At 72.7% G+C, this 24,975-nt stretch carries 19 protein-coding genes; 8 read left to right on the plus strand and 11 right to left on the minus strand.

From position 1 onward, the window contains the following. Positions 1–58: 58 nt before the first annotated feature. Complete coding sequence (locus F4562_RS27430) at positions 59–4,111, plus strand: nSTAND1 domain-containing NTPase (protein WP_184541571.1); 4,053 nt, start codon at positions 59–61, stop codon at positions 4,109–4,111. Between the two features lie 28 nt (positions 4,112–4,139). On the opposite strand, the gene F4562_RS27435 is transcribed toward F4562_RS27430, so the two are convergent. Beyond that, positions 4,140–5,120, minus strand: a complete 981-nt coding sequence (locus tag F4562_RS27435; RefSeq protein ID WP_184541570.1) for a hypothetical protein — start codon at positions 5,118–5,120, stop codon at positions 4,140–4,142. A gap of 462 nt (positions 5,121–5,582) precedes the next feature. Between F4562_RS27435 and F4562_RS27440 the strand changes: the two genes are divergently transcribed. After that, positions 5,583–6,758, plus strand: a complete 1,176-nt coding sequence (locus tag F4562_RS27440) for a CaiB/BaiF CoA transferase family protein (RefSeq protein ID WP_184541569.1) — start codon at positions 5,583–5,585, stop codon at positions 6,756–6,758. Positions 6,759–6,879: 121 nt separating this feature from the next. Further along, on the plus strand, positions 6,880–8,376 hold the full coding sequence (locus F4562_RS27445) for a carboxyl transferase domain-containing protein (RefSeq protein ID WP_184541568.1): 1,497 nt from the start codon (positions 6,880–6,882) through the stop codon (positions 8,374–8,376). Positions 8,377–8,474: 98 nt separating this feature from the next. Here F4562_RS27445 and F4562_RS27450 read toward each other — a convergent pair whose 3' ends face one another. The 5 genes from F4562_RS27450 to F4562_RS27470 form a co-directional block, all read right to left on the minus strand. After that, entirely contained in the window at positions 8,475–8,906 is a 432-nt protein-coding gene (locus F4562_RS27450) for a hypothetical protein (protein ID WP_184541567.1), read from the minus strand. Further along, the gene (locus F4562_RS27455) at positions 8,903–9,364 is read right to left on the minus strand and encodes a hypothetical protein (RefSeq protein ID WP_311733996.1); all 462 of its coding nucleotides are present in this window, start codon (positions 9,362–9,364) and stop codon (positions 8,903–8,905) included. Before F4562_RS27455 ends, F4562_RS27450 begins: the two co-directional genes overlap by 4 nt. Positions 9,365–9,374: 10 nt before the next feature. Next, a complete protein-coding gene (locus F4562_RS27460; protein WP_184541566.1) occupies positions 9,375–10,175 on the minus strand; it encodes a carbon-nitrogen hydrolase family protein in 801 nt (266 codons plus the stop codon). Continuing rightward, positions 10,172–11,122 (minus strand): DUF418 domain-containing protein, encoded by a 951-nt coding sequence (locus tag F4562_RS35995; RefSeq protein WP_281402958.1) that lies wholly within the window; start codon positions 11,120–11,122, stop codon positions 10,172–10,174. The genes F4562_RS27460 and F4562_RS35995 overlap by 4 nt, the downstream gene beginning before the upstream one ends. Before the next feature lie 234 nt (positions 11,123–11,356). Further along, on the minus strand, positions 11,357–12,367 hold the full coding sequence (locus F4562_RS27470) for a LysR substrate-binding domain-containing protein (RefSeq protein WP_184541564.1): 1,011 nt from the start codon (positions 12,365–12,367) through the stop codon (positions 11,357–11,359). 96 nt (positions 12,368–12,463) lie between these two features. Here F4562_RS27470 and F4562_RS27475 point away from each other — a divergent pair, with 96 nt between their 5' ends. Further along, positions 12,464–13,018, plus strand: a complete 555-nt coding sequence (locus F4562_RS27475) for a peroxiredoxin (RefSeq protein ID WP_184541563.1) — start codon at positions 12,464–12,466, stop codon at positions 13,016–13,018. Further along, a complete protein-coding gene (gene ahpD / locus F4562_RS27480) occupies positions 13,018–13,554 on the plus strand; it encodes an alkylhydroperoxidase, AhpD family (RefSeq protein ID WP_184541562.1) in 537 nt (178 codons plus the stop codon). Before F4562_RS27475 ends, ahpD begins: the two co-directional genes overlap by 1 nt. A 249-nt stretch (positions 13,555–13,803) precedes the next feature. On the opposite strand, the gene F4562_RS36480 is transcribed toward ahpD, so the two are convergent. Together F4562_RS36480 and F4562_RS27490 are read right to left on the minus strand one after the other, a co-directional pair. Further along, entirely contained in the window at positions 13,804–14,649 is an 846-nt protein-coding gene (locus F4562_RS36480; RefSeq protein ID WP_184541561.1) for an SWIM zinc finger family protein, read from the minus strand. 46 nt (positions 14,650–14,695) lie between these two features. Then, on the minus strand, positions 14,696–17,920 hold the full coding sequence (locus tag F4562_RS27490; protein WP_184541807.1) for a DEAD/DEAH box helicase: 3,225 nt from the start codon (positions 17,918–17,920) through the stop codon (positions 14,696–14,698). A gap of 169 nt (positions 17,921–18,089) precedes the next feature. On the opposite strand from F4562_RS27490, the gene F4562_RS27495 reads away from it, so the two are divergent. Continuing rightward, positions 18,090–19,265 (plus strand): pyridoxal phosphate-dependent aminotransferase, encoded by a 1,176-nt coding sequence (locus tag F4562_RS27495; protein ID WP_184541560.1) that lies wholly within the window; start codon positions 18,090–18,092, stop codon positions 19,263–19,265. A 144-nt stretch (positions 19,266–19,409) separates the two neighbouring features. Here the strand turns inward: F4562_RS27495 and F4562_RS27500 are convergent, their stop codons facing one another. From F4562_RS27500 to priA, 3 genes are all read right to left on the minus strand, one after another. After that, positions 19,410–20,267: an isopenicillin N synthase family oxygenase gene (locus F4562_RS27500; protein ID WP_184541559.1), complete on the minus strand. Its 858-nt coding sequence runs from the start codon at positions 20,265–20,267 to the stop codon at positions 19,410–19,412. Between the two features lie 195 nt (positions 20,268–20,462). Continuing rightward, positions 20,463–21,203, minus strand: a complete 741-nt coding sequence (locus F4562_RS36000) for a response regulator transcription factor (protein ID WP_184541558.1) — start codon at positions 21,201–21,203, stop codon at positions 20,463–20,465. Positions 21,204–21,559: 356 nt separating this feature from the next. After that, a complete protein-coding gene (priA, locus tag F4562_RS27510; protein ID WP_184541557.1) occupies positions 21,560–22,327 on the minus strand; it encodes a bifunctional 1-(5-phosphoribosyl)-5-((5-phosphoribosylamino)methylideneamino)imidazole-4-carboxamide isomerase/phosphoribosylanthranilate isomerase PriA in 768 nt (255 codons plus the stop codon). 618 nt (positions 22,328–22,945) lie between these two features. On the opposite strand from priA, the gene F4562_RS27515 reads away from it, so the two are divergent. Both F4562_RS27515 and F4562_RS27520 read left to right on the plus strand, forming a co-directional pair. Continuing rightward, the gene (locus F4562_RS27515; RefSeq protein ID WP_184541556.1) at positions 22,946–23,737 is read left to right on the plus strand and encodes an HAD family hydrolase; all 792 of its coding nucleotides are present in this window, start codon (positions 22,946–22,948) and stop codon (positions 23,735–23,737) included. Between the two features lie 182 nt (positions 23,738–23,919). Beyond that, positions 23,920–24,969, plus strand: coding sequence for a BMP family lipoprotein (locus tag F4562_RS27520; RefSeq protein ID WP_184541555.1), 1,050 nt, complete (start codon positions 23,920–23,922; stop codon positions 24,967–24,969). The last annotated feature ends 6 nt before the right edge of the window (positions 24,970–24,975 follow it).

Genomic DNA, 24,975 nt, shown 5'->3' on the forward strand with positions numbered 1-24,975 from the left:
GCGGATCGGTGAGAGGGGCACACGGGTGCGACGGGAGAGGCCGGACGATCCGAGCGCAGTGTCCCAGGGGGCGTCCCAGGGGGCGGACGGCGGAGCCCGGGTCGGGGTGCCGCAGACGGGGCCCGCCAGCGGTCCGGGAGCCAGGTTGCGGCGGCTGCGGCTGGAGCGCGGGCTCTCCCTCAACGAGCTGTCCCGGCTGACGCACTACAGCAAGGGCTACCTCAGCAAGATAGAGACCGATGAGAAGACGCTGACGCCCGGAGTGGCGCACCGGTGTGACGAGGCGCTGGAGACCGGCGGTGAGCTGGCGGAGCTGGTCGCGCGGGTGGCCGAGGCGTGTCCGTACCGAGGGCTGAGCGCCTACGAGCCGGAAGACTCGCGCTGGTTCTTCGGCCGGGAACGCGCGATCGGGGTGCTGGTGGGGTGGCTGGCCGAGCACATCCGAGGGCGGGGTCCGCTGGTGGTGGTCGCCCCCTCGGGGGCGGGGAAGTCGTCCCTGTTGCGGGCGGGGTTGCTGCCCGCGGTCCGTCGCGGGGCGTTACCCGCGGTGGGCTCCCGTACGTGGCCTGCGATCCTGTTCACCCCCGGTGAGCGTCCGGTCGACGAGCTGCTGGCCCGGGTCGGTGCGGCCGTCGGGCTCGCCGCGCAGGTTCTGGGCCGAGCGCTCGCCGAGGACCCCGCCGTGTTCGCCGCCCGTGTCCGGGCCGCGCTGAACGGCCCGCGGACGGCGTCGCACGTGCCGAACGGCCTGCGAAAGGCACAGGACCACGCGAACGGTGCGGGTGGTCCGAACCAGATGAGCGGCCCGCCCGGTGCGGGTGGCCCGGACCACGCGAACGGTCCGGGCGGCTCAGGGGGCCGGGGCCGCGTCCCCGGCACGGAGCGGCGGCTGGTGCTGGTCGTGGACCAGCTGGAGGAGATCTTCACCCTCTGCGGCGACCAGGCCGAACGGCGTGTCTTCCTCACCGCGGTGCACGCCCTGGCCGCTCGTCTCCCGGCCGGCGACCCCGCCCGGGGGCCGGCGGCACTGGTCGTGCTCGGGGTGCGCGCCGACTTCTACGGTCACTGTCTGTCCTACCCCGACCTGGTGGCGAGCCTGCGCGACGGGCAGCTGCCGCTGGGGCCGATGACCCTGCCCGAGCTGCGCGAGGTCATCACCGGTCCCGCCCGCGCGGCCGGTCTGACCTTGGAACCCGGCCTGGTGGAGCTGCTGCTGCGTGACATGGGGGTGCCGCCGGAGCTGGACGGATCCGGGGCGGGCCCGGCGCATGAGCCCGGCACGCTGCCGCTGCTGTCGCACGCGCTCCTGACCACCTGGCAGCACCGGAGGGGCGACGTCCTGACCGTGGAGGGCTACCGGCTGACCGGCGGGATCGGCGGCGCGGTGGCCGCCACGGCCGAACACGTCTTCTCCCGGCTGGACGCACACCGCCGGGAGATCGCCCGCCGGCTGCTGCTGCGGATGGTGTGCGTGGGGGAGGACAACGCCGAGACCCGCCGCCCGGTCGACGTCCGGCAGCTGCCCGAGACCCATTTCCCGGTGGAGGCCACCGCCGAGGTGATCGCTTCCTTCACCGCCGCGCGCCTGCTCACCGCGGACGCCGACCATGTCCGGCTCGCCCACGAGGCCCTGTTGCGGGCTTGGCCGCGCCTGCGCGAGTGGATCCACGCCGACCGCGTCGGCCTGCGCACCCACCGGCAGTTGTCGGAGGCGGCGCACGAGTGGGAGCGTGAGGGCCGCGACCCATCCTTGCTGTACCGCGGCACCCGCCTGCAGACGGCGCACGACTGGGCCGCCGGCGGTGACGCCGCGCTGACGGCCATGGAACGGCGCTTCCTGGACGCCGGCTTGGCCGCGCGCGCCGCCGAGCGGGCCGCGGTCCGCCGCCGCGCCCGCCGCCTGCGTCACCTGGTGGTCACGCTCACCGTCCTGCTGGTACTGGCCACCGCCACCGGCGTCTTCGCCATGCACACCCGGCAGACCGCCACACGGCAACGCGACGTCACGCTGTCCCAGCGGATCGCCGTCGAGGCCACCGGTCTCCGGACCGCCGACCCGGCACTGGCCGCGCAGCTCAGCCTGGCCTCCTACCGTCTCTCTCCCACGGACGAGGCACGCGGTAGCCTGCTCACCGCCTTCACCGCGCCCTACGCCAACCGGTTGACCGGTGGCGACGACGTCAACAAGGTGGTCTTCAGCCCTGACGGGCGCACGCTCGTCACCGCCGGTGACGACGGCGTCCGGCTGTGGGACGTCACGAACCCGCATCGGCCACGCGAGCCGGTCGCGTTCGCGGGCGACGGGGCCGACGTCGAATCGGTCGCGCTGAGCGGTGACGGGCGGAAACTGGTCACCGCCGGGTTCGACGGCTCCGTCCGGCTATGGGACGTCTCCGACCGGCGCCGGCCCCGGCCGCTGGCCGTCTTCGCCGGCCGGCCCCTCCCTGTCTGGTCGGTGGCGTTCAGCTCCGATGGCCGCACGGTCGCCACCGCCGGTGACGACCGCACGACACGGCTGTGGGACGTCTCCGACCCCCGCCGCCCGCGTCCGCTCGCCACCCTGACCGGTCACGTCGGCGTCGTCCGCGGGGTGGCGCTGAGCCCGGACGACCGGCTCCTGGTCAGCACCGGCGACGACAACACCGCCCGGCTGTGGGACGTCTCCGACCCGCGCCGTCCGCGCTTCCTGGACAGCCTCACCGGTCACGACGAGGACATCTGGGCGGTGGTGTTCAGTCCCGACGGCCGTACCCTGGCAACGGGGAGCGACGACCGCACGGCACGGCTGTGGGACCTCTCCCGGCCGGGGAGCCCGCGCTCCCTCGCCGTCCTGCGTGACGCCCACACCGGTCCGGTCGTCACGGTGGCGTTCGCCCCGGACGGGCGGTCGCTCGTCACCGGAGGCTGGGACCACACCGCCGTCGTATGGGCCCTGGACGACCCGGCGAACCCCCGTCCGGCCACGGCGCTCAACGGTCACAGCAACACGGTGGGATCGGCCGCGTTCAGCCCGGACGGCCGCGTCCTGGCCACCGGCAGCTGGGACCACACGACACGGCTCTGGGACGTCTCGGGCCCGATCGCGAGAGGACACACCGGTGCCGCCCGCGCCGCCGCGTTCACCCCCGACGGGAGGATCCTGGCCACGGCCGGGGACGACCGGAAGGTGCGGCTGTGGGACGTGACCGACCTCTACCGTCCCACACCGCTGGGAGCCCCCACCGGCCCGACCGGCACCTACCACGCCGTGGCGTTCAGCTCCGACGGGCGGATCCTGGCGGCCGGCGGCGAGGACGAGACCGTGCGGCTGTGGGACGTGTCCGACCCGAAGGCCCCCGTCGGCCTCCCCACTCTCACCGAGCCCACCGCCAGGGTCCGCACCGTGGCGTTCGCGGGCCGCATGCTCGCCGGCGCGGGTTTCGACAACACGGTGCGCCTGTGGAGCCTCGCCGACCCCCGCCGTCCCGTGCTGACCGCGGAGCTTCCCGGGCACGGGAACGCCGTCTACTCGGTGGCGTTCAGTCCGGACGGCCGCATGCTCGCCAGCGGGGGTTTCGACAACACGGTGCGCCTGTGGAGCCTCGCCGACCCGCGTCACCCCGTGCCGACCTTCACTCTGGAGGGGCACACCAGCGCCGTCTACTCGGTCGCGTTCAGCCCGGACGGCCGCACCCTGGCCAGCGCGAGCTTCGACCAGACCGCGCGGCTGTGGGACCTGACCCGCCCCCACCGCCCGAACGTGATCTCCACCCTCACCGGGCACCGCGCCGGCGTCAGCTCGGTGGCGTTCGGCCCCGGTGGTGGCACCCTCGCCACCGCGGGTGACGACCGGACCGTCCGGTTGTGGGATCTGGCCGACCTCCGTGCCCCCGAGCCGCTGGCCCAGCTCACCGGGCACACGGACGCCGTCCGGGTGGCCGCCTTCAACCCCGGTGGCGGTACCCTGGCCACGGCGAGCGCCGACCGCACGATCCGGTTGTGGGACCCCGACGCCGAGCGCGTCGCCGCCCGGATCTGCGCGCTCGCGCACCCCGGTATCACCCGGTCCGAATGGGAGCGTCACTTTCCCGGCCCGGCGTACCGGCCTCCCTGCCCGGCGCCGTCCTCCTGATCCGTCCCGGACCCGGGACCGGGACGGATCAGAACCCGGCCGACGAGTACGCCTCGTAGGCGGTGGGGGGTGCGATGTCCACATCCGTGCAGCGGCGGGCCCGGCTCAGCGGCCACTGGGTGAGATAGCGCACCTCGCGGCGGGTCTCGGTGATCGCCCGGCGGATGCCCGCCGCCGCGACCGGATCATTGTGGTACGCCTCGCCGATGATCCAGGGCTGGTGGTAGCCGAGCCGCTCCATCGCGGCGTGGGCGTCCAGGAACTGGCGGTATTCCTCACCGTTCCAGTCGTCCCCGTACAGGTGGACGTCGAACACCGGCGGCGGGTTGCCGCCGTAGACGGCCGGCAGCCGGCTCACCCGGTCGGCGACCCACACCGAGAGGGAGAACCCGACGGTGTCCGCGGTGCCGTACGCGCCGGTGTAGTCGGCCCAGAGCCGGGTGGCGTACCGGCGCAGGAGGTCTTGCCCGGTGGCCGGAGCCCCCTCGTTCAGCAGGTCGATGCGGTAGGGCAGGCCCGCGGCGGCGACGATCGCCCGCACCCTGCGGATCAGGTCGCGGTTCTCCCGGTACAGGGCCTCGTCGAACCGGGTCCAGCGGAGCGGGTGGTTGGAGTCCTGAGGGAAGAAGGCGACCAGGACCTCGGCGAAGCCGGCCGCCCTGACCGCGGCGAGCAGAGCGGCCAGGTTGCTCCGGTTGCGCGGGGAAAGGTCGCCGCCGGTGGAGTCCATCACCGTCCCCGAGTCGGGGCCGCGGTGGTGGAAGATCCCGATCCGCAGCCGCCGCTGTCCGGCACGCGACATGGCCGCGAGCTGGTCCGCGATCACTTCCGGGGCGTCGTCGTAGCCGTTCACCACGCCGTAGGGCTCGCGGGCACAGCCGTCGAGCCGGTAGGCGACGTAGTTGGAGCCGCCGGGCAGCGCGGCGGGCGGGTCCGGCGGGGCGGCCTGCGCCTGGCCTCCGGCCAGCAGGGCCGTCAGGCAGAGCGCGGTCAGGCGGTTCGACGGCATGTCGCGTCCTCACTTCTGTCTTCGTGCCCGCGCCGCCGGATGCGGCGGTGGGGCCGGCAGGTGGATCGTCGTGCCGACGGACAGGGCGGCGGGAGGGGTTTCCCGTCGCCTCCGGGGGAGAAGGGCCGGGAAACCGGCCGTCACCATCTCAATCCCGGCGGACGGCCACCGTGGTTTCCCGGCCGGGAACACGCGGCCACCGTGGTTTCCCGGCCGGGAACGCGCGGGCGTCGCGGTTTCCCGGCCGGAGTACGCGGGCGTCGTGGTTTCCGGGCGGGGATCGCGACCGATGCGGTTGCGGGATGTCACCCCCGGCTGTCCTACCGGGGGCCCGTATGGGGGATCATGGGATTTCCTCCCATCCGGACACCGGGCCAAGCGGTCCCGCGGCCGGCCGGAGGCGGGCATGCCTTTGCGGCCCCGCTTCGAATAGGCTCGGCCACCACGCACTGGAGGTTGATCTTGCAGGGAGCTCTCGGCGACATCGTCGTCCTCGACCTCTCCCGCGCGCTCGCCGGCCCGCACGCCGCGCAGATGCTCGGCGACCTGGGCGCGCGAGTGATCAAGGTGGAGCATCCCGCCGGGGGTGACGAGTCGCGGGGCTGGGGGCCGCCGTTCGTCGGTCCCGGCCACGACATCTCCACCTACTTCCTGGCGGCCAACCGCAACAAGCGGTCGATCGCCGTCGACCTGAAGTCCGCCGAGGGCAGGACGTTGATCGAGCGCCTGGTGCGCCAGAGCGACGTGCTCATCGAGAACTTCCGCACCGGGGTCCTGGACCGGCTGGGTTTCCCCGTCGAGCGGCTGCACGAGCTCAACCCCCGCCTAGTCATCCTGTCGATCACCGGGTTCGGTCACGACGGGCCAGAGGGCGGCAGGCCCGGTTACGACCAGATCGCCCAGGGCGAGGCCGGTCTGATGAGCCTGACCGGCCCGTCCCCGGACGAGCCGTACCGGGTGGGTGCCTCGATCGCCGACCTGCTGGCCGGCATCCACGGCGCGTACGGTGTCGTCGCCGCCCTGTACGAGCGCGAGCGCACCGGGCGGGGCAAGGTCGTGCGGACGTCGCTGCTGGCCGCGGTGACCGGTGTGCACTCCTACCACGGCACCGCGTGGACGGTCGGCGGCCAGGTGCCCAGGGCGGGCGGCAACCATCACGCCTCCATCGCCCCCTACGGCGCCTTCCGCTGCGCCGACGGCATGATCCAGATTGCGGTGGCCAACGACGGGCAGTGGCGGAAGGTCGCCGCCCTGCTCGGCATCGATCCCGACACCGCTGAGTACGCGACGAACCGGGAGAGGTTCGCGCACCGGGACGAGCTGATCGCCGACATGGAGCGGGCGCTCGCCCGGCACGACAGGGCCCACTGGCTGGCCGCACTCGGCGAGGCGGGTGTGCCCGCCGGGGCCATCAGGTCCATCGACGAGGTGTACGCCTGGGAGCAGACCCGCTCCCAGGGCCTGCTCGTCGAGGTCGAGCACCCCGTGCTCGGCACCATCGAGCTTCCCGGGCCGCCGCTGCGTTTCGACGGCGACCCGCCGATGCGCCACGCCCCCCCTCCGGGGCTCGGCGAGCACGACGACGAGGTGCTCGCCTGGCTGCAGGAGCAGGAGCAGGAGCAGGAGCAGGAGCGGTGACCGCCGCGCCTGTTCCGCCGTGCGCTGCGACGCCTTTATGGCACACCGCCGTGACGTCCGCTCCGTGCGCTGCGACGCCTTTATGGCACACCGCCGTGACGTCCGCTCCGGGAGAGCGGGGATGAGCCCCGCGCGGCCCGGCGCGCGCACGCTGATCGACACCTTCCTCGACCCCGGCACGTGGCGGTCCTGGGACACACCGCCCGCCGACCCCGCCCCGCCCGGCTCCGGCTACGCCGAGGAACTGGCCGCGGTCCGGGCCAAGACCGGGTACGACGAGTCGGTGATCACCGGTGAGGGGCTCCTCGGCGGGCGCCGGGTGGCCGTCGTCGTCTGCGAGTTCTCCTTCCTGGCCGGGTCGATCGGAGTGGCCGCGGCCGAGCGGCTCACCGCCGCCGTGGAGCGGGCCACCGCCGAGCGGCTCCCGCTGCTGGCCGCCCCCGCCTCCGGTGGCACCCGGATGCAGGAGGGCGCCGTGGCCTTCACCCAGATGGTGAAGATCACCGCCGCGGTGGCCGCGCACCGGGCCGCGGGGCTGCCGTACGTCGTCTACCTGCGCCATCCCACCACCGGCGGGGTCTTCGCCTCCTGGGGGTCGCTCGGGCACGTCACCGCCGCCGAGCCGGGCGCGCTGATCGGGTTCCTCGGGCCGAGGGTGTTCGAGTCGCTGCACGGCTACCCGTTCCCCGAGGGCGTGCAGGTGGCCGAGAACCTCTTCGCCCACGGCCTGGTCGACGCCGTGGTGTCGGCGGAGGAGGCCCGGCAGGTCGCCGTCGGGGTGCTCGACGTGCTCTGCGCTCCGCGCGAAGGGCTGGACCCCGGCCCGGAACCGGAGGAGGAGATCCCGCAGATCCATGCCTGGGACGCCATCACCCGCTCCCGCCGTGACGACCGTCCGGGCGTGCGGGCGCTGCTCAAGCTGGCCGCCCGCGACGTCACCCCGCTCAACGGCACCGGCGAGGGAGAGAACGACCCCGGTCTGCTCCTCGCGCTCGCCAGGTTCGGCGAGGTTCCCGCCGTCGTACTCGGCCACGACCGCAGCCGCCGGCGGGTGGTGGCCCCATTCGGCCCGGCGGGGCTCCGGGTCGCCCGGCGCGGCATGCGCCTGGCCTCCGAGCTGCGGTTGCCGCTGGTCACCGTGATCGACACCGCCGGGGCCGCGCTGTCGAAGGCGGCGGAGGAGGGCGGTCTCGCCGCCGAGATCGCCCGGTGCCTGGCCGACCTGGTGACGCTCGACGCGCCGACCGTCTGCCTGCTGCTGGGCGAGGGAGCCGGAGGCGGTGCCCTCGCGCTGCTCCCCGCCGACCGGGTGCTCTGCGCGCAGCACGGCTGGCTGTCGCCGCTCCCCCCGGAGGGGGCCTCGGCACTGCTCTACCGGAGCGTCGACTTCGCCCCGGAGATCGCCGCGGCCCAGGGCGTGAAATCGACCGACCTGCGGCGGGACGGGATCGTGGACCGGATCATCCCCGAGTCGCCCGACGCGGCCTACGAGCCGGAGGCGTTCTGCCGCCGGGTGTCCCGCACCCTGGAGTACGAGCTCGCCGTACTGCTCGGGCAGCCGCCCGCCGATCGCCTCGCCGCCCGGCTCGCCCGCTACCGAGGACTCGGCGCGGGCTGAGCGGCTCCCGCGGCGGCCCGGCCGGGTACCGCCGGCGCACCGGCGGGGCGAGCCCGGGGTGGGGCCGCGGGCACACCCGGACGGGCTCCGCGCCGGTGTTACGGCTCGGAGCCCGCCGGGGTGAGGGGGACGGGGACGCGCTCGACGCGGATGGACATCACCTCGTCACGGGGGACGACGACCTCGTAGGCGCCGTGGTCGACCATCCAGTAGCCCAGGGCCTCGGCCTTCGTCCCGCTGTGCCCGGTGTAGGCGATGTGCAGGCTCTCCTCGCCGTTCTCCTCGGAGACGTCGAGGATCAGGCACGGTTCGCCGCCGAACGCGCCGACCGTGCGGACCAGCACCAGCCAGTCGAGGTCCTCGCGGGCGACGACCGCCCGCCAGTAGCCCGCGGCCGCCTCGAAGCCCTCCCGGGGCTCCTCGCTGAACAGCACCACGTCGCAGAGCCCCGGGCCGAGCGCGGCGGCGTACGTGCGGCCGGCGTGGTGGGCGGCGAACCCGGAGGCCACCGGCTCGATCTCGGCGCTCATGAGGCGGGCCGCCAGCTCAGCCCGTCGTAGCGGCCGAACGGGCGCTCCCCGCCCGCGGTCACGTGGAAGATCTCGGCCCCGGCGGGTATCGGTATGGGTGCGGTGTGGAACTGCGGCACGACATGCTCGCGCGAGGTGGTGAAGCCGTTCCCGGCGAAGGGCGGTGAGTCGTTCCAGTCGCCGCCCATGTGCGGGCCGTACGGGACGACATAGGCGTCTATGTCACGGGCGAACCAGCGCATCAGATAGATCTCCGGGACCGCGGCGGTCAGTTCCGAGCCCTCGAACCCCAGGTCGAGGCCGGCGAAGAGCAGCGCCGGGGTGGTCAGCCGGGAACAGTCTTGAACCCGGTAGACGTATCCCGAGATCACCGTGCGCCTGCCGGCCAGATAGGGCACGAGCAGTCGAGGTGGGATGACCTTCTGCATCTGCGTTCTCCGCCCGGGTGCCTCACTCACGGTCGGCATTTTACGATCCGCCGGCCCGGAGCCGCCGGTGTTCCAGGCAGGGTAGGGCATTCCGGGTGGCAATCGTGATCTGAGGGTCGATCTCGACCGTCTGGACGGCGGCTGCCGGGCCGAGGTCGGCGCGGACCGTTCCCATGGGGTCGACCAGCATGCTCCGGCCGATCCCGAAGCCGTCGCGGAACTCCGGGTCGGGTGCCTGGCCCACCGCGGCGACCCAGGTGGTGTTCTCGATCGCCCGGGCCCGCACCAGGGTCGCCCAGTGCTCCTCCTTCATCGGCCCCGCCCCCCACGCGGCGATCACCGCGAACACCTCGGCCCCTCGGTCGACCAGGGCCCGGGCCAGCTCGGGGAAACGGATGTCGTAGCAGGTGACCAGGCCCACCCGCAGGCCGGCCAGCTCCACCACCGTCGGCGTGTCGCCCGGCTCGACCAGCTCCGACTCGCGGGCGCCGAAGGAGTCGAACAGGTGGATCTTCCGGTAGGTCGCCTCGATCGTCCCCGACGGGCCGATGGCGACCGCGGTGTTGCGGACCCTGCCGTCGTCCCCGCCGGGCTCGAAGGTGCCGGCGATCACCGCCAGGCCGTGCGTCCGCGCCGCCTCGGCCAGCCCGCTGACGAAGGGCCCGTCCAGCGGTTCGGCGAGGTGGGTGATCCGCTTGCCGTACCGGGTGAGCGTGGCCTCCGGGAGGATGGCCAGCCCGGCGCCCGCCGCGGCGGCCGACGCGACGGCCTCGCGGGCACGCCCGAGGTTGACGGCGGGGTCCTCCGAGACGGGGATCTGGCACAGGGCGATGTGTGTCACGGGTGTGACCCTACCCGCCGGTTCGGTACGCGTTCCATCCATGTGAGACTCCGCCACGCCCATTCCAGCGGGCCGTACCTGAACCTCGCCAGCCACACCCGGCTGAACACGATCTGGAACGCCAGCACGGCGGCGGAGAGCACCACCACGCCGCCCCGGGCCGGGTCCGCGGTGAGCAGCGGCAGGGCGAGCAGGATGATCGGGGTGCTCATCAGGTAGTTGGTCAGCGCCATCCGCCCCAACGGGCTCAGCGCTCCCAGCAATGGCCCGCGCAGCCGGGTCCGCAGCAGGAGCAGCAGCCCGGTGGCGTAGGCGGTGGCGCAGGTCAGCCCGGCGACCGCGTAGGTCCCCGGGTGGAGGGGGAGGGCCAGGTCGCTCATGCCGCGGACCCACAGCCAGGTGAACGCGGCCCCCAGCGCCGCGCTGACCAGGAACACCGGCGCCAGCAGCCGCCCGGAGGGGGCGTACTCCATCAGCGCCATCCCCAGCGCGAACAGGCCGGGGATGAGGAGTGTCCCGCCCGCCTGGCTCACCGCCCACGCGATCAGGACCACCCCCAGTACCGCCACGGGGAACCGGGGCAGGTAGGAACCGGGTAGCAGGACCAGCACCCCGAAGATCGCGTACGGCAGGAGGACCTCGCCCGGGTTGACGACGTGGTGCGCCAGCCCGAGGAGCGCCAGCACCGCCAGCCTGCGCAGCAGCACCACCCGGGGGCCTGCGGTCCGCTCGGCCGCCGACCTCAGGAACAGCACGAAGCTCAGCCCGAACAGGAAGGAGAAGATCGGGTAGAACCTGCCCTGCATCAGGTTCTCGACGACCCAGTCGACGGCGCCGCGCTCGGCGCGTGGCGCGTGCCGCTGCGTGTGCTGCCAGGTGTTGACCAGCATGATCCCGCACAGCGCGAAACCCCGGAGCGCGTCGAGCTCGTGAAGTCTTCGGGTCATGGGAACTAGACGTACCACCATCGGGTGGGTCCCGCACCGCTGGGCACGGCCTCTTTCGGCGAGCCGACCCGGAAGGTCCTTCCGGCGACCCGGACCCGGCGCCCCGGACCCGTGGCCTTCCCGGCAAACCGGACCCGGTGGCCCGGACCCGGTGGCCCGTGCCCGCCCCGGCCCGCCGATCGCCGCCGATCACCGCCGGTGCGGGCCGCGCCGGTCGTCGGACGCCGCCGCCGGTCAGCGGGCCGGGGCGGTGACCGGGCTGCCGGGCGGCGGGGAGGTGCCGTCTCCGTCCGTGCCGGGCCGGGCGGCCATGCGGACGGGAAGGCCCCGGCCGGCCACGGCGGCGTGAACGGCCTCGGCCAGCCGGCGGTACTCCGCGGCCCTCCCGGAACTCGCCCGGTAGGCGAGCCCGATGGTCCGGCCCGGCGCCGGGGCCCGGAAGCGGCGCAGCGCCAGCCGGGCGTGCTTGCCCGTCTCCACCGGCACCGCCGACTCCGGGATCAGGGTCACCCCGAGGCCGCCCGCGACCAGGTGGACCAGGGTCGGCAGACTGGTCGCGTAGGTCGCCGCGGTGGCCCGCGCGCCGACCTCGCGGCAGATGTCCATCGCCTGTTCCCGCAGGCAGTGCCCCTGGTTGAGCAGGACGATGTCCAGGTCCTTGAGCACGTCGCGGGCCAGCGGGCCGCTCTGCCGCGCCAGCGCGTGGTCCTGCGGGACGGCGAGCAGGAAGTCCTCGTGGTAGAGAGGCACCTCCACCAGGCCGGTCGTCTCGGTCGGCAGCGCCAGCAGCACCATGTCCAGCCGGCCCTCGCGCAGCTCTTCCACGATCGTCTCGGTCTTCGCCTCGTGCACGGTGAGCTTGAGCAGCGGGAACGCCTGCCCGAACATCGGCAGCAGCACCGGCAGCACGTACGGCGCCACCGTGGGGATCACCCCCAAGTGGACCGGGGTGCTGAACGGCTCCCGGCTGTGCGCCGCCTCGCCCATCAGGTCGTCCACCGCCTTGAGCACCCGCGCGGCGTGGACGGCCACCTGCTCGCCCGTAGGGGTCAGCAGCACCTTCCTGGTGGTGCGTTCCAGTAACCGTGTGTGCAGGGTCTCCTCCAGTGCCGACACCGCGCTCGACAGTGCCGACTGGCTCATCCGGAGTGAGTGGGCCGCCTCCCGGAAGTGCAGGTGCTCGGCCACCGCGAGGAAGGCGCGCAGCTGGGCGAGGGTGGGTGCGGGATCACTGATAGGAAACACCTCTCAGAGTCGTCTGTCCGATCGATTTAGCGGATCAATGGTAGATGCGAGAGAGTGGGGCCCGACAACGACGTCCTCCCGAAAGGAGTTCCGGACTTGCTCACCGTCGGTGACCAGTTTCCCGAGTTCGAACTGACCGCCTGTGTCGACCTGGACGCGGACAAGGCCTTCGCGGAGATCAACCACAAGTCCTACGAGGGCAAGTGGAAGGTCTACTTCGCCTGGCCGAAGGACTTCACTTTCGTGTGCCCCACCGAGATCGCCGAGTTCGGCCGGCTGAACGAGGAGTTCGCCGACCGCGACGCCCAGGTGCTGGGTTTCTCGGTCGACTCCGAGTTCGTCCACCACGCCTGGCGCAAGAACCACCCCGACCTGCGTGACCTGCCCTTCCCGATGCTGTCGGACGTCAAGCGGGAGCTCTGCGAGGAGCTCGGCATCCTCGGCAAGGACGGCGTCGCCCAGCGCGCCACCTTCATCGTCGACCCGAACAACGAGATCCAGTTCACGATGGTGACCGCGGGTTCGGTCGGACGCAACGTCAAGGAGGTGCTGCGGGTCCTCGACGCGCTCCAGTCGGACGAGCTCTGCCCGTGCAACTGGAACAAGGGCGAGGCGGGCCTGGACGCCCAGCAGTTGCTGGCCGGCGCCTGATGTCGATCGACAACCTCAAGGGTGCCCTTCCCGACTTCGCGAAGGACATCAAGCTCAACCTGGGGTCGCTGATCACGACCTCCTCGCTGAGCGAGCAGCAGCTGTGGGGGACGCTGCTCGCCTGCGCGACGGCCACCAAGTCGCCCTGGGTGATCACCGAGATCTCCGCCGAGGCGGCCGGCATCCTGTCGGCCGAGGCGTTCAAGGCGGCCCGCGCCGCCGCGGCGATCATGGCGATGAACAACGTCTACTACCGGTCCATGCACCTGATCGGTGACGAGACGTACGCGACCATGCCCGCCAAGCTCCGCATGTCGATCATCGGGAACCCCGGCGTCGACAAGACGGACTTCGAGCTGTGGTCGCTGGCGGTCTCCGCGATCGGCGGCTGCGGCCGGTGCCTGGAGTCGCACGAGCAGGTGCTGCGCCAGGCGGGCATGCCCCGCGAGCAGATCCAGGAAGGGATCAAGATCGCGGCGGTCGTCAACGCCGTCGCGACGGTCCTCGACTCCGAGGCGGCCCTGGCCTCGGTCTGATCGCCGCACCCGGGCCCGGGGTCCCGGGTTCCGGCCGCAGGAGGATCCGGCCTCCCGCGGCCGGAACCGGGCCCCGGGCCCGTTCCGCTTTCCGGGACGGTCTCCGGGGCCGGTCAGGGTTCCGGGGCTGTCCCGGGTTCTGGGGCCGGTCAGGGTTCCGGTCCGGTTTCCGGGTCCGCTCCGGCTTCCGGGGCCGGTCCTTTCCCGGTTCCGTTCCGGTCTCCGGGTTCCGGTCTCCGGGTTCCGGGCTCAGGATTCGTCGTCCCGCGCCAGGTTCCGGTAGGCGGGCCGCAGCAGGTCGAGGAGCGGGATGTGCCGCGCCTTGACCGGCGGCGCGTCCAGGACGCGCAGCAGCAGGTCGGACGGCGTGTCGGGCAGCGCCATCCGGTCGCGGAGCCGGGCCGGTGAGGCACCCGGACGGTAGAAGTCGGCCAACCGGTCGGCGAACGGCTCGTCGGCCACGTCGAACAGGCCGGGCCGGGCCGGGCCGTCCCCGCCGGAGGTGCCGCCGGCCGTCTCGCGCAGGGCGTCGAGCAGCGCGTCCCTGGCGATGCCCCGCCAGGCCAGCACCAGGAACGGGTCGTCGTCGAACCGCTCGGCCAGCACGTACAGCACGGCCGACAGGTGCTTGCAGGGGAAGCCCCAGTCGGGGCACGAGCAGTCCATCTCCAGGCCGTACCGGTCGGGGAAGAGCGGCAGCCCGCGCCCGTCGAAGACGTCCTCGATCTCCGGGGGCATCTCCCCGGCGAGCAGCTTCGCGCGGTGCACGGCCTGCGCGGCGAGCGCGCCGGCGAGCTCGCGCCACCGGCCGGCGTCGTAGGCCTCGATCTCCACCCTGACCCGGTACGGGGTGCGCCTGGACCCCTGGACCCGCGCGGTGACCAGCCCCGGACCGATCTCCAGGTCGAGGACCTGGCCGGAGCGCGCGTACGAGCGACCCCGGCCGAGCCTTCCGGCGTCGCAGACGCCCTCGAGGATGTCGATGAACCGGCGCGACCACCACCGCTCGCCGATGGAGCCGCGCCTGCTGCGCACCCGGAGGCCGCCTTCGACCCGGATCGGCCGGGAGGGCTCGAACCATCCCTGCCTGCTCACGACGCCCCCTCCTGCGGCGTAGCGGGACGCGTCCCGGCCAGCCCGGTCACGAGACGGCCTCCGGCCCCAGCCGGAACAGCTCACGCAGCCGGTCGGTGGACAGGCCGGTGATCCAGTCTTCGCCGGTGCCGGTGACGCTCTCGGCGAGCGCCTGCTTGCGTTCGATCATCTCGTCGATCCGCTCCTCCAGGGTGCCGACACAGATGAACTTCCTGACCTGGACGTTCCTGGTCTGGCCGATCCGGAACGCCCGGTCGGTCGCCTGGTTCTCCACGGCGGGGTTCCACCACCGGTCCACGTGGACGACGTGGTTGGCGCCGGTCAGGTTGAGCCCGGTGCCCGCGGCCTTGAGCGAGAGCAGGAACAGCATCGGCTCGTCGTCGTGCTGGAACCGTTCCACCAGCGCGTCACGCTGCCTCTTCGGCAGCCCCCCGTGCAGCCAGAGCACCGGGCGTTCCAGCCGCGCCGCGAGGTACGGCTGGAGCAGCGTGCCGAACTCGGCGTACTGGGTGAACACCAGGGCCTTGTCACCCTCGCTGATGATCTCCTCGGCCAGTTCCTCCAGCCGGGCGAGCTTCCCTGACCGGCCGGCCAGCCGCGAGCCGTCCTTGAGCAGGTGCGCGGGGTGGTTGCAGACCTGCTTGAGCTTCGTCATCGTCGCGAGCACGTTGCCGCGCCGCTCGATGCCGTCGCTGCCCGCGATCTTGTTCATCATGTCCTCGACCACGGCCTGGTAGAGGCTCGCCTGCTCGGGGGTGAGGGTGCACCAGACCTTCATCTCCATCTTGTCCGGCAGGTCGGAGATGATCGTCTTGTCGGTCTTGAGGCGCCGCAGCACGAACGGCCCGGTGGCGCGCCTGAGCGCGGCGGTCGCCGCCTCGTCGCCGTGCCGCTCGATCGGCTCCTGGTACCGCTCCCGGAACCGCCTGGCCGGGCCGAGCAGGCCGGGGTTGCAGAACTCCATCAGCGACCAGAGCTCCGCCAGGTGGTTCTCCACCGGCGTGCCCGTCAGCGCGAACCTGCTCCGGGCCGGAAGCGACCGTACGGCCTGCGCCTGCCGGGCGACGCTGTTCTTGATGGCCTGCGCCTCGTCGCAGACGACCCTCGCCCAGGTGAGAGCGGCCAGCACCTCCCGGTCCCGCAGGGCGGTGCCGTACGTGGTGAGGACGACGTCCGCCCGCTCCACCCGCCGGTCCAGCTCCTCGCCGCGCAGCCGGGAGCCGCCGTGGTGCAGGTAGACGTCCAGCGACGGGGCGAACCTGGCGGCCTCCTTCTGCCAGTTGCTGAGCAGGGACATCGGGCACACCAGCAGCGTCGGCCCCGGCCGGTCGCCCGCCGCGCGCTCGTCGAGCAGCAGCGAGAGGGTCTGCGCGGTCTTGCCCAGGCCCATGTCGTCGGCGAGGATGCCGCCGAGCCCGACCTTCGACATGAAGGCGAGCCAGGAGAGCCCGCGCTCCTGGTACGGCCGGAGCACGCCGTGGAAACCGGCGGGGGTCGTGATCGGTTCGAGGCGGCGGTCGGCCTCCCCGGACAGCAGGTCGCCGAGGAGCCCGTCGGCCTCCACCCCGACGACCGGCAGTTCCTCGTCGCCGCCGTGGACGACCTCCCGGATCAGCTCACCGACCGTCATCTCGCCCGACCGGCGCCGCTCGACCGCCTTCAGGGCGGCGCCGAGCTGGCGGTCGTCCAGCTCGACCCAGCGGCCCCGCACCCGGACCAGCGGCACCTTGAGCCTGGCCAGCTCGGCCAGCTCCTCCTCACTGATCGTCTCGTCGCCGATCGCCAGGTCCATGCGGAAGTCCACCAGCTGGTGCAGCCCGAACCCCTGGTCGGCGGCGGCGCCGGGACCGGTCGGCTGCGAGCGGGCCGTGAGCTTGAGCCCGAGCCTCGTCCGGCCGGCCCAGGCGGGAAGCTGCACGCCGAACCCGGCCGCCTGCAGGAGCGGGGCGGCGTGGCGGAGGAACGCGAACGCCCCCGCCGTGTCGAGGACGAGCTCCGCCGGCCGGGGGCCGCGCAACGCCCTCTCCACCTCGGGGTAGAGCCGGGCCGCCCGGCCGAGGTCCGCCAGCAGCGCCTCGTCGAGCCGGCCGGGAAGCCCGGGGGCGGTCTCGCCCGCCCAGACGAGCGGCGCGGGCAGGTAGAGGCTCGGATCCTCCGATGACTGGACGGCGAACTCCACCCGCCAGCGGGGATCGTCGTCCCGCGGCGGCGCCGGGGGCCCGCCGTACTCCGCGACGAGGTCGGCGGCCGGTGCGGCGCCGGGATCGTCGGCGGGGTCGTCGGCGGGCTCGGTCAGCCGGAAACAGACCCTGACCGGCCCGTCGAGCCGGTGCGCCGACCTGAACCACTCCTGCAGCGGCCCGGTCAGTTCGTCGGCCGCCGTCCGGGTCAGCCCGGGAAGGGCCGCGTTCTCCCCGGTGAGGGCGACCGTCCAGCGGTCGGCGAGGGGGCTGCGCGTCCCCGGCCGGTGCCCGCCGAGCAGGCGTTCGGGGAGCGCACGCCGCACCGCCGCGTCGGACAGGCAGGCCAGGGCCTCGATCAGCACGTGGGCCGAGGGCCGCTCCTCGGCGACGGCCCGGCAGACCGGGGGCATCGCGGCGGCGAGCTCGCGGAAGCGGGCGGCGTAGGGGCCGGTCAGCACCGGACGCCACCGCGCCGCGTACCCGCCGTTCTCGGCGACGAGCTGGGGCAGCACCCGGCCCCGGCGGACCAGGTCACGGGCGTACCCGGCGACGACGGCGAGATACCGCAGGGACTCCCCCGGGGTCGGCGTGCGCGGATCTCCTTGCTGGGACTCACCGGGTTCGTACGCCTCCGGGAAGACCTCATCTGGTTCGTACGCCTCCGGGGGAGGGGCACCGGAGCCGGCGGGAGACCCGGGAGCCTCGTACGTCCGCGCGGGGAGGCGGTCCGGAGCGCCGACGTGGCCGAGCAGGCCCAGCGCCGCACCCGGCTCGACCAGCAGGGCGGGCACCCGCCAGGAACCGATCCTCGGCTGCCGCGCGGTGACGTCCAGACCGGACTCGGGGGAGGGCAGCGGGCCCCGGGCCGAGCCGGGCAGGAGCAGGGTGATCTCCTCGGTGACGGCCTTGCCCGCGGCCGCGGCGGCGGCGTCCCCCCACAGCGCGAGAGCGTCGAGGACGGCCGGGGCCGGAGCCGCGAACGGGTGCGGGCGGACCTTCGCCCGGGAGGTGCTCGCGGTCGGACCGGCCGGATCCTCCGCCCAGACCGCCAGCCCGTCACCCGCCCAGGCCCCGTGGACCACCAGCACCGTCACGCCTCCTCGCCACGCCCCTGGTCACGCCTCCGAAAACCGTAACAGCCGCCGGACACGGAGCGGACCGGGGCGGCGACGCTCTCACCCGGCGCCACCCGGGCCGGGACGGGGTGTCCGCGATCGGCGCGTGGCCGCCGGCGGCGCGCCGACTACGCTGGAGCGCGTGAGCGATCCTCTGGTGGCGCGGATGCGCGGGTTCGGAACGACGATCTTCGCCGAGATGTCGGCGCTGGCGGTGCGGACGGGCTCCATCAACCTGGGGCAGGGATTCCCCGACACCGACGGGCCCGCCGCGATGCTGGAACGCGCGGTGTCGGCGATCCGCGACGGCCGCAACCAGTACCCGCCCGGCCCCGGCGTCCCCGAGCTGCGCCAGGCGGTCGCCGAGCACCGCAAGGCCCACTACGGCCTCGACTACGACCCCGACGGCGAGGTGCTCGTCACCGTCGGCGCCACCGAGGCCATCGCGGCGACGATCCTCGCGTTGTGCGAGCCCGGCGACGAGGTGATCGCCTTCGAGCCGTACTACGACTCCTACGCCGCCTCCGTCGCCCTCTCCGGGGCGGTGCTCCGCCCGGTCACCCTGCGTCCGGTGGGGGGCCGCTTCACCTTCGACCCGGCCGAGCTGCGCGCCGCCGCCGGGCCGCGCACCCGGGCGATCCTGGTGAACTCCCCGCACAACCCCACCGGCACGGTCTTCACCCGCACCGAGCTGGAGGAGATCGCCACGCTGTGCCGGGAGCGCGACCTGGTCGCGGTGACCGACGAGGTCTACGAGCACCTCACCTTCGACGGCGTCGAGCACGTCCCACTGGCCACGCTGCCCGGCATGCGCGAGCGCACCGTGATGATCTCCTCGGCGGGCAAGACCTTCTCGGTCACCGGCTGGAAGACCGGCTGGGTCTGCGGCCCGCCCGGGTTCGTCCGCGCAGTCCAGACCGTCAAGCAGTTCCTCACCTTCACCGCCGCCGCCCCCTGGCAGCTCGCCGCCGCGCACGGCCTGCGCCACGAGCTCGACTGGGTCTCCGCCCTCCGCGCGGACCTGGAGGCCAAGCGCGACCGGTTGACGGCCGGGCTGGCCGCGGCGGGCTTCGAGGTCCACCGCCCCGAGGGCACGTACTTCGTGCAGACCGACATCCGGCCGCTCGGCTTCGCCGACGGCCTCGCCCTGACCCGTGAGCTGCCGTCCCTGGCGGGCGTGGTCGCCATCCCCACCCAGGTCTTCTACGCCCGCCCCGAACGCGGGAGCCACTTCGTCCGGTTCGCCTTCTGCAAGAAGGACGAGGTCATCGATGAGGCGGTGCGGCGCCTGACCCGCCTCGGCGGCGCCGGCTCCTGACCCGTTCCGGTCCTGCCGGGGCGGGGTGAGCCCGCAGGCCGGGCGTACGCGCCGCCCGGCCACGCGAAGGCACCCTGGCGTCTCCCGCGAGGCGCCGGCGGGGACATCGGCGGGGGCGTCGGCGGCCGGTCGGCCCTGCGGCGGTCACTTCCCCAGGCCCTGGAACCTGTTCTCGATGAAGTCGCCCCACGTCTCGTTGATCATCGTCAGCTCGCCGTCCACCATCTTCCACTGCTGGGCCTTGTGCGGCGGATAGGCGAACAGCACCGACGACAGGCGCTTGTAGCCGGCAGGCATGGGCTTGGTGTGCACGCGGTGCGTCGACGGCCGGAATCGCCCGTCGGAGGCGCTCGACAGCATCCGTCCTATGTTGCACAGGACCACGTCGGTCTTGGCGATCACCGGCTCGACCCAGGTGCCGTCATGCAGGATGTACTGCAGGCCCTGGTCGGAGGGGGGAAGCTGGAGACCGAGCATCTGGATCCCCGAGTGCTCGTGCGCCAGCACCTGGCGGTCGCCCACGTCCCTGTAGTGGATCACCCGCAGGTTGGTGGCGTCGCGGGAGAGATCCAGCGCCGGCGTACCGTCCGGCATCATGCCGCGGACGACCTCGCCGAAGAGTGAGATGAGCGTGAAGGCGATGTCGAACACCTCGGTGGCGGAGGCCCCGAACTCCGGGAAGGCACGCAGGACGTCCCCCGCGCCGGGCGGTTGATCGGCGATCATCGCCCCGCTCACGTGAATGAACTCCTTGGGGTCGGGCACGCCCTTGGCCAGGCGGGGAACCTCCGAGTTGTACGGGAAGAACCCGTGCGTGCCGCCGACGGACAGCTGCGGCACGGACGAGTGCTTGTAATCGGCCAGGCTCGGCTCGGTCGACGCGCAGGCCGACGCGAATTCGTTCATCATGTTCTCGACGCGTCGGCCGATGCCGGGGACCTCCGCGGCCATGAAACCCCATCCGGTCAGCTGGGACCTGATGGCCTCGGTGGCGGATTGCATGTCCGCCTCGAGTTCCTGGATTCTTATGATGGGAACGCGACCGCTCAGTTCCATCGGGGGGACTTCCAATGTAACTCCATTTTTTCGTCGGCGATCCTTGTCCGCAGGCTATCTCTTCCGTTGATGCAGTCAAGGAGTCACGACATGATTTCGGAGGAATCATTCCCGGTGCGCGGCGGCGTTTATTACGGGTTCTTACGTCACCCGCCGTACGGCACGCCGACTCCGGGAGGGGGAGTCCATTCCCAGCCGCTCCGCGACCAGGGCCACCTCCGTCCGGTTGGAGCAGTCGAACTTCACCAGCAGGTTCGAGACGTGACGTTTGACGCCGTGGATGGTTATCCCCATGGCCCGGGCGATCTGGTGGTTGCTCATCCCGCGCCGCAGCAGGGCCAGCACGGTGCGCTCGCGCTCGGTCAGCCTTCTGATCGGGTGCGCGGCGGGGCCGGACGCGTCTCCCGCGCCGGTCACCGGCCCGCGCGCCACACCGGACGGGGCGGGCACGTCGCCGCGGAACACCTGCTCGAAGGCGTCGGACAGCCCCACGACGTTGATCTCGTCCCGCAGGAGATATCCGTCCACGCCGTATCTCCGGCCCAGGGACGAGACGACCTCCACGTCCTGTTCCCTTATCGTGGCCAATGTCTTCGGGAAAGCCCGCAGGGGGCCGCCGCCCATAATCTCCGGTAACGCGGTGAGCGGTATCACCGCCAGGTCGAAATCCTCTTCCTCCAGCAGGGCCCTGGCCTCCGCCGCGTTCTGCCCGACCGCGGCCCTGCCCACATTCGGCACTTTCATGAGAAGCGGGGGGAGCCCGTGATAGGAGATGTCGTCCTCGGCGAGCCAGAAGACGGACAGCTCCGAGCGCTGCGAGCCGTTGTCTCCGGGCCGCCGGCTGGAAGGAGGGGCCGGAAACGGATTTCTGGCCTTCGTCACGCTGATATCCATCACATGACCCTCTCTACTGGACCCTCGAACAACGCATTCCGCGGCCGGGCAGGGAGAAGTGGTGCGGGCGTCGTCGAGGGAATGCGACATGCGCTGATCCGTGCGACGGCGCTTCGCGCATCGATCCCGGGCGGCGGTCGCCTGACGTCTGTGCCCCCACCATCCGCCGATTCCCCGTCGGCGGGCGGTGCACAATTCCAGTTTTGGTCCGCCATAAACATGCGGGTCGATGCAATATACGTATATCAAGTATGCCCGGTCAAGCTATCCAACCGCGGGTGCCCCGTCAACCCGCCGATTCAATGTGTGAGAACGGTTCCGATTCCGCGGGGCCTGTCGATTGATCACCCTTTTTCGGCGGGCACCCGCGGCCGCGGATCAGGGCCGCCCACGGCGTCCAACGCCTCCCGCAGGGTGAAGTTCCCGGCGTAGAGCGCCTTCCCCACGACGGCTCCCTCGACCCCCAGGGGCGCCAGCGAGGCGACGGCGCGGAGGTCGTCGAGGCAGGACACCCCACCGGAGGCCACGACGGGGCCGCGGGTGGCGGCGCAGACGTTCTCCAGCAGTTCCAGGTTGGGCCCCCGCAGGGTGCCGTCCCTGGTGATGTCGGTGACGACGTACCGTGCGCACCCCGCCGAGTCCAGCCGGGCCAGGGTCTCGTAGAGCTCGCCGGCGTCCCGGGTCCAGCCGTGGCTGCGCAGGGTGGTGCCGCGGACGCTCAGCTCGACGGCGACCCGATCGCCGTGCCGGGCGATGACGTCCGCGACCCACCCGGGGCTCTCCAGGGCGCCCGTGCCCAGGACCACCCGGGTGCAGCCGGTGGCCAGGGCCGCGGCCACGGCGTCGTCGTCGCGGAGGCCGCCGCACAGTTCGGTCCTGACGTCGAGGGCCCCGACCACCTGCGTGATCACTTCCCTGTTGGTCCCGGTGCCGAAGGCGGCGTCGAGGTCGACCAGGTGTATCCACTCGGCCCCCGCGCGCTGCCAGGCGAGCGCCGCGGCGAGCGGGTCGCCGTACCAGGTCTCGGACCCGGACTCGCCGCGTACGAGGCGGACGGCCTGGCCGTCCCGGACGTCGACGGCGGGAAGCAGGGTCAGGCGCTGGGTCGGCATTCGGCACCTCGGAGGCTCGTCGGCGGGGTCGGCCGTGACCGCGTGGGCAGGCGCGGCCCTCGTGCGGGTGACGTCTCCCCGCGGCGGCCGGCCAGGTCCCGTGGCGCATGCGGAATCGCCGTTGCACATTTCCGGTGACGAAGTAAGCGTTGATCCGGCGATCGGCGGAGAAATCACTTCATTATGCGACTCCAGGTGATTGTGTAAAGTGAACTTCCGGCTACCCCCATGGTTTACTTGTGCCGCACTCCCGGCGCTGGGACGCTTGCCCAAGCGCCGACCGGGAAAGACGGTCCACGTTGTCCCGCAGGGGAGGAATGGTGCCGTTCCACGGTCACGGGCTCCACATTCGGACATCCGCCTCACAAGACGTCGCCATGGTCTGGTTCCCCTTTCGCGCGTACGCGCCGGTCTTCCGGCCCCCGCCCTGCGGAAACCGTGGCCTCCCCCCCGACGCGGGGGAAGATCCGGTGCGCGGGCGTGCCCGGGGCGACCGGGCGTGAGGCACCCGCCGGTGCGCGGCCCCCGCCGTGCCCCCGATCCGGTGGCAGGCGCGGCCCCGCCCGTCGCGGTCATCTCCAGTCCCCGTCGCGCCGACCACGAAGGAGACGGCACGTCGTGAAACGCCGGATGATCGTGTGCGACCTCGACGGGACGCTGCTGAACTCCTCCGGCCTGGTGTCGGAACGCACCCGCGTGGCGGTGCACCGCGCGCGGAGCGCGGGGCACGTCTTCGCCATCGCGACGGCGCGACCGGTTCGTGACACCCGGCACGTGGCCGTGGCGCTCGGCAACGAGACCGTAGCGGTCTGCGGGAACGGCTCCATCACCTTCGACTTCGTCCGGGACGAGGTGGTCGACTACCACCCGCTGGCCGAGACGCACGTCGCGGAGGCGCTGGCGGTCCTGCGCGGCCGGCTCCCGGGCGTCCGGCTGGGGGCGGAGTGCCGGCTGGAGCTGGTGCTGGAGGACTCCTTCGAACTGCCCCCGGCCCTGTCGCGCAGCGCGCGGCGGGTGCCGCGACTGGAGGAGGCGATCGACCGGCACAACGTCGGCAAGCTCATGGTGCAACTGGAGGGGACCGCCCGCCACTACTACGAGGGCGTGCGCCGGATCCTCGCCGGATGCGAGGTCACCATCTCGGCGGACGTGTTCTGCGAGGTGATGCGCGCCGGCGTCACCAAGGCGGCCGCCCTGGAGGTGATGGCGGGGCGACTCGGGTTCGCCGGCGACGACGTGATCGCGTTCGGCGACATGCCGAACGACCTTCCCATGCTGACCTGGGCGGGTACGGCGGTGGCCGTCGCGAACGCCCATCCGGCGGTGCTCGCCTCGGCCGACGAGGTGACGGCGTCCAACGACGACGACGGCGTCGCCGCGTGGCTGGAGCGACTGACCGGACACCACTGACCGGTGCCCGCCGATCCGGCGGGCCACGTGTCCCGGCACCTGCCCGAGGAGTGTCGATGCCTGCCTGAACAGTGTTCGCCACGGGTGCCGCTGGAACCGAGACCCGACCGGTGATGACTCGGCCTGCGGAGGTAGGCCCCGGGCCCGTGCCAGACGCGGGCGTTCGATCTGAGAGGTGCGCCATGCCCCGACCGTCCGCCGCTCGACTACTCGCCATCTGCTTGCTGCTGTGTTCGCTCACGGCCTGCACGACCACGGGGAACGGCGCCGCCGCGGGCCCGGCCTCCGGCAAGGACGGCGCCGCCGCTTCGAAGATCGCCGTCGGAGTGGCCTACAGCCGCGGCGGGCGCGGCGACAAGTCCTTCAACGACTCCGTGGGGGCCGGAGTGGACCGGGCGAAGGCGGAGCTGGGCGTGCCGGTCAAGGAACTCAGCCCCAACGCGGCCGGGTCGGACCTGGAGGAGGTCCTGCGACTGCTCGCGGAGACGGGCCACAACCCCGTCCTGGCCGTCGGCTTCTTCTACGCCCAGCCCCTGACGAAGGTCGCGCCGGCCTTCCCCCGCACCCAGTTCGTCATCATCGACGACGCGACGGTGAAGCTGCCCAACGTCACCAACGTGGCGTTCAGGGAGGAGGAGGCGAGCTACCTGGTCGGAGCGGCGGCGGCCCTCAAGTCGGCCACCGGGCGGATCGGTTTCATCGGCGGCGTGCAGACGCCGCCCCAGGAGAGCTTCCTGGCCGGATACGCGGCCGGTGCCCGGAAGATCAACCCCAAGATCCACCTCTCCAGCGTGTTCATCACCCAGCCGCCCGACTTCAGTGGATTCTCCTCCCCGGACAAGGCCCAGGAAGCGGCCCGCGGGATGTACGACAGCGGCGCCGACATCGTCTATCACGCCGCCGGCGCCTCCGGGCTCGGCGTCTTCCAGGCGGCCAAAGCGGCGGGCAAGTGGGCGATCGGGGTCGACGTGGACCAGCGCAAGACGGTCGACCCGGAGCTGGCCGACGTGATCCTCACCAGCGCCACCAAGGAACTCGACGTCGCGGTGCTGCGCGTCATCCAGGAGGCGGCGGCCGGCAAGGCGGTCTACGGGCTGCGCGAATTCGGGCTCAAGGAGGAAGGGGTGGCCTACGCCACGAGCGGCGGTGGCATCAGCGACATAGCGCCGCGCCTGGAGGAGATCCGCAAACAGATCATCTCCGGCCGGATCACCGTGCCCGCCGTCCCCTAGCCGGTC

This window comes from Streptosporangium becharense (assembly GCF_014204985.1).
GTDB classification, from domain to species: Bacteria; Actinomycetota; Actinomycetes; order Streptosporangiales; family Streptosporangiaceae; genus Streptosporangium; species Streptosporangium becharense.

Excerpts from the sequence above, each read along its gene's own strand:
- F4562_RS27520 (WP_184541555.1), top strand. The coding sequence starts at position 23,920 with ATGCCCCGACCGTCCGCCGCTCGACTACTCGCCATCTGCTTGCTGCTG.
- F4562_RS27500 (WP_184541559.1), bottom strand. The coding sequence starts at position 20,267 with ATGCAATCCGCCACCGAGGCCATCAGGTCCCAGCTGACCGGATGGGGT.
- F4562_RS27445 (WP_184541568.1), top strand. The coding sequence starts at position 6,880 with ATGAGCCCCGCGCGGCCCGGCGCGCGCACGCTGATCGACACCTTCCTC.
- F4562_RS35995 (WP_281402958.1), bottom strand. The coding sequence starts at position 11,122 with ATGACCCGAAGACTTCACGAGCTCGACGCGCTCCGGGGTTTCGCGCTG.
- F4562_RS27450 (WP_184541567.1), bottom strand. The coding sequence starts at position 8,906 with ATGAGCGCCGAGATCGAGCCGGTGGCCTCCGGGTTCGCCGCCCACCAC.
- ahpD (WP_184541562.1), top strand. The coding sequence starts at position 13,018 with ATGTCGATCGACAACCTCAAGGGTGCCCTTCCCGACTTCGCGAAGGAC.
- priA (WP_184541557.1), bottom strand. The coding sequence starts at position 22,327 with ATGCCGACCCAGCGCCTGACCCTGCTTCCCGCCGTCGACGTCCGGGAC.
- F4562_RS27435 (WP_184541570.1), bottom strand. The coding sequence starts at position 5,120 with ATGCCGTCGAACCGCCTGACCGCGCTCTGCCTGACGGCCCTGCTGGCC.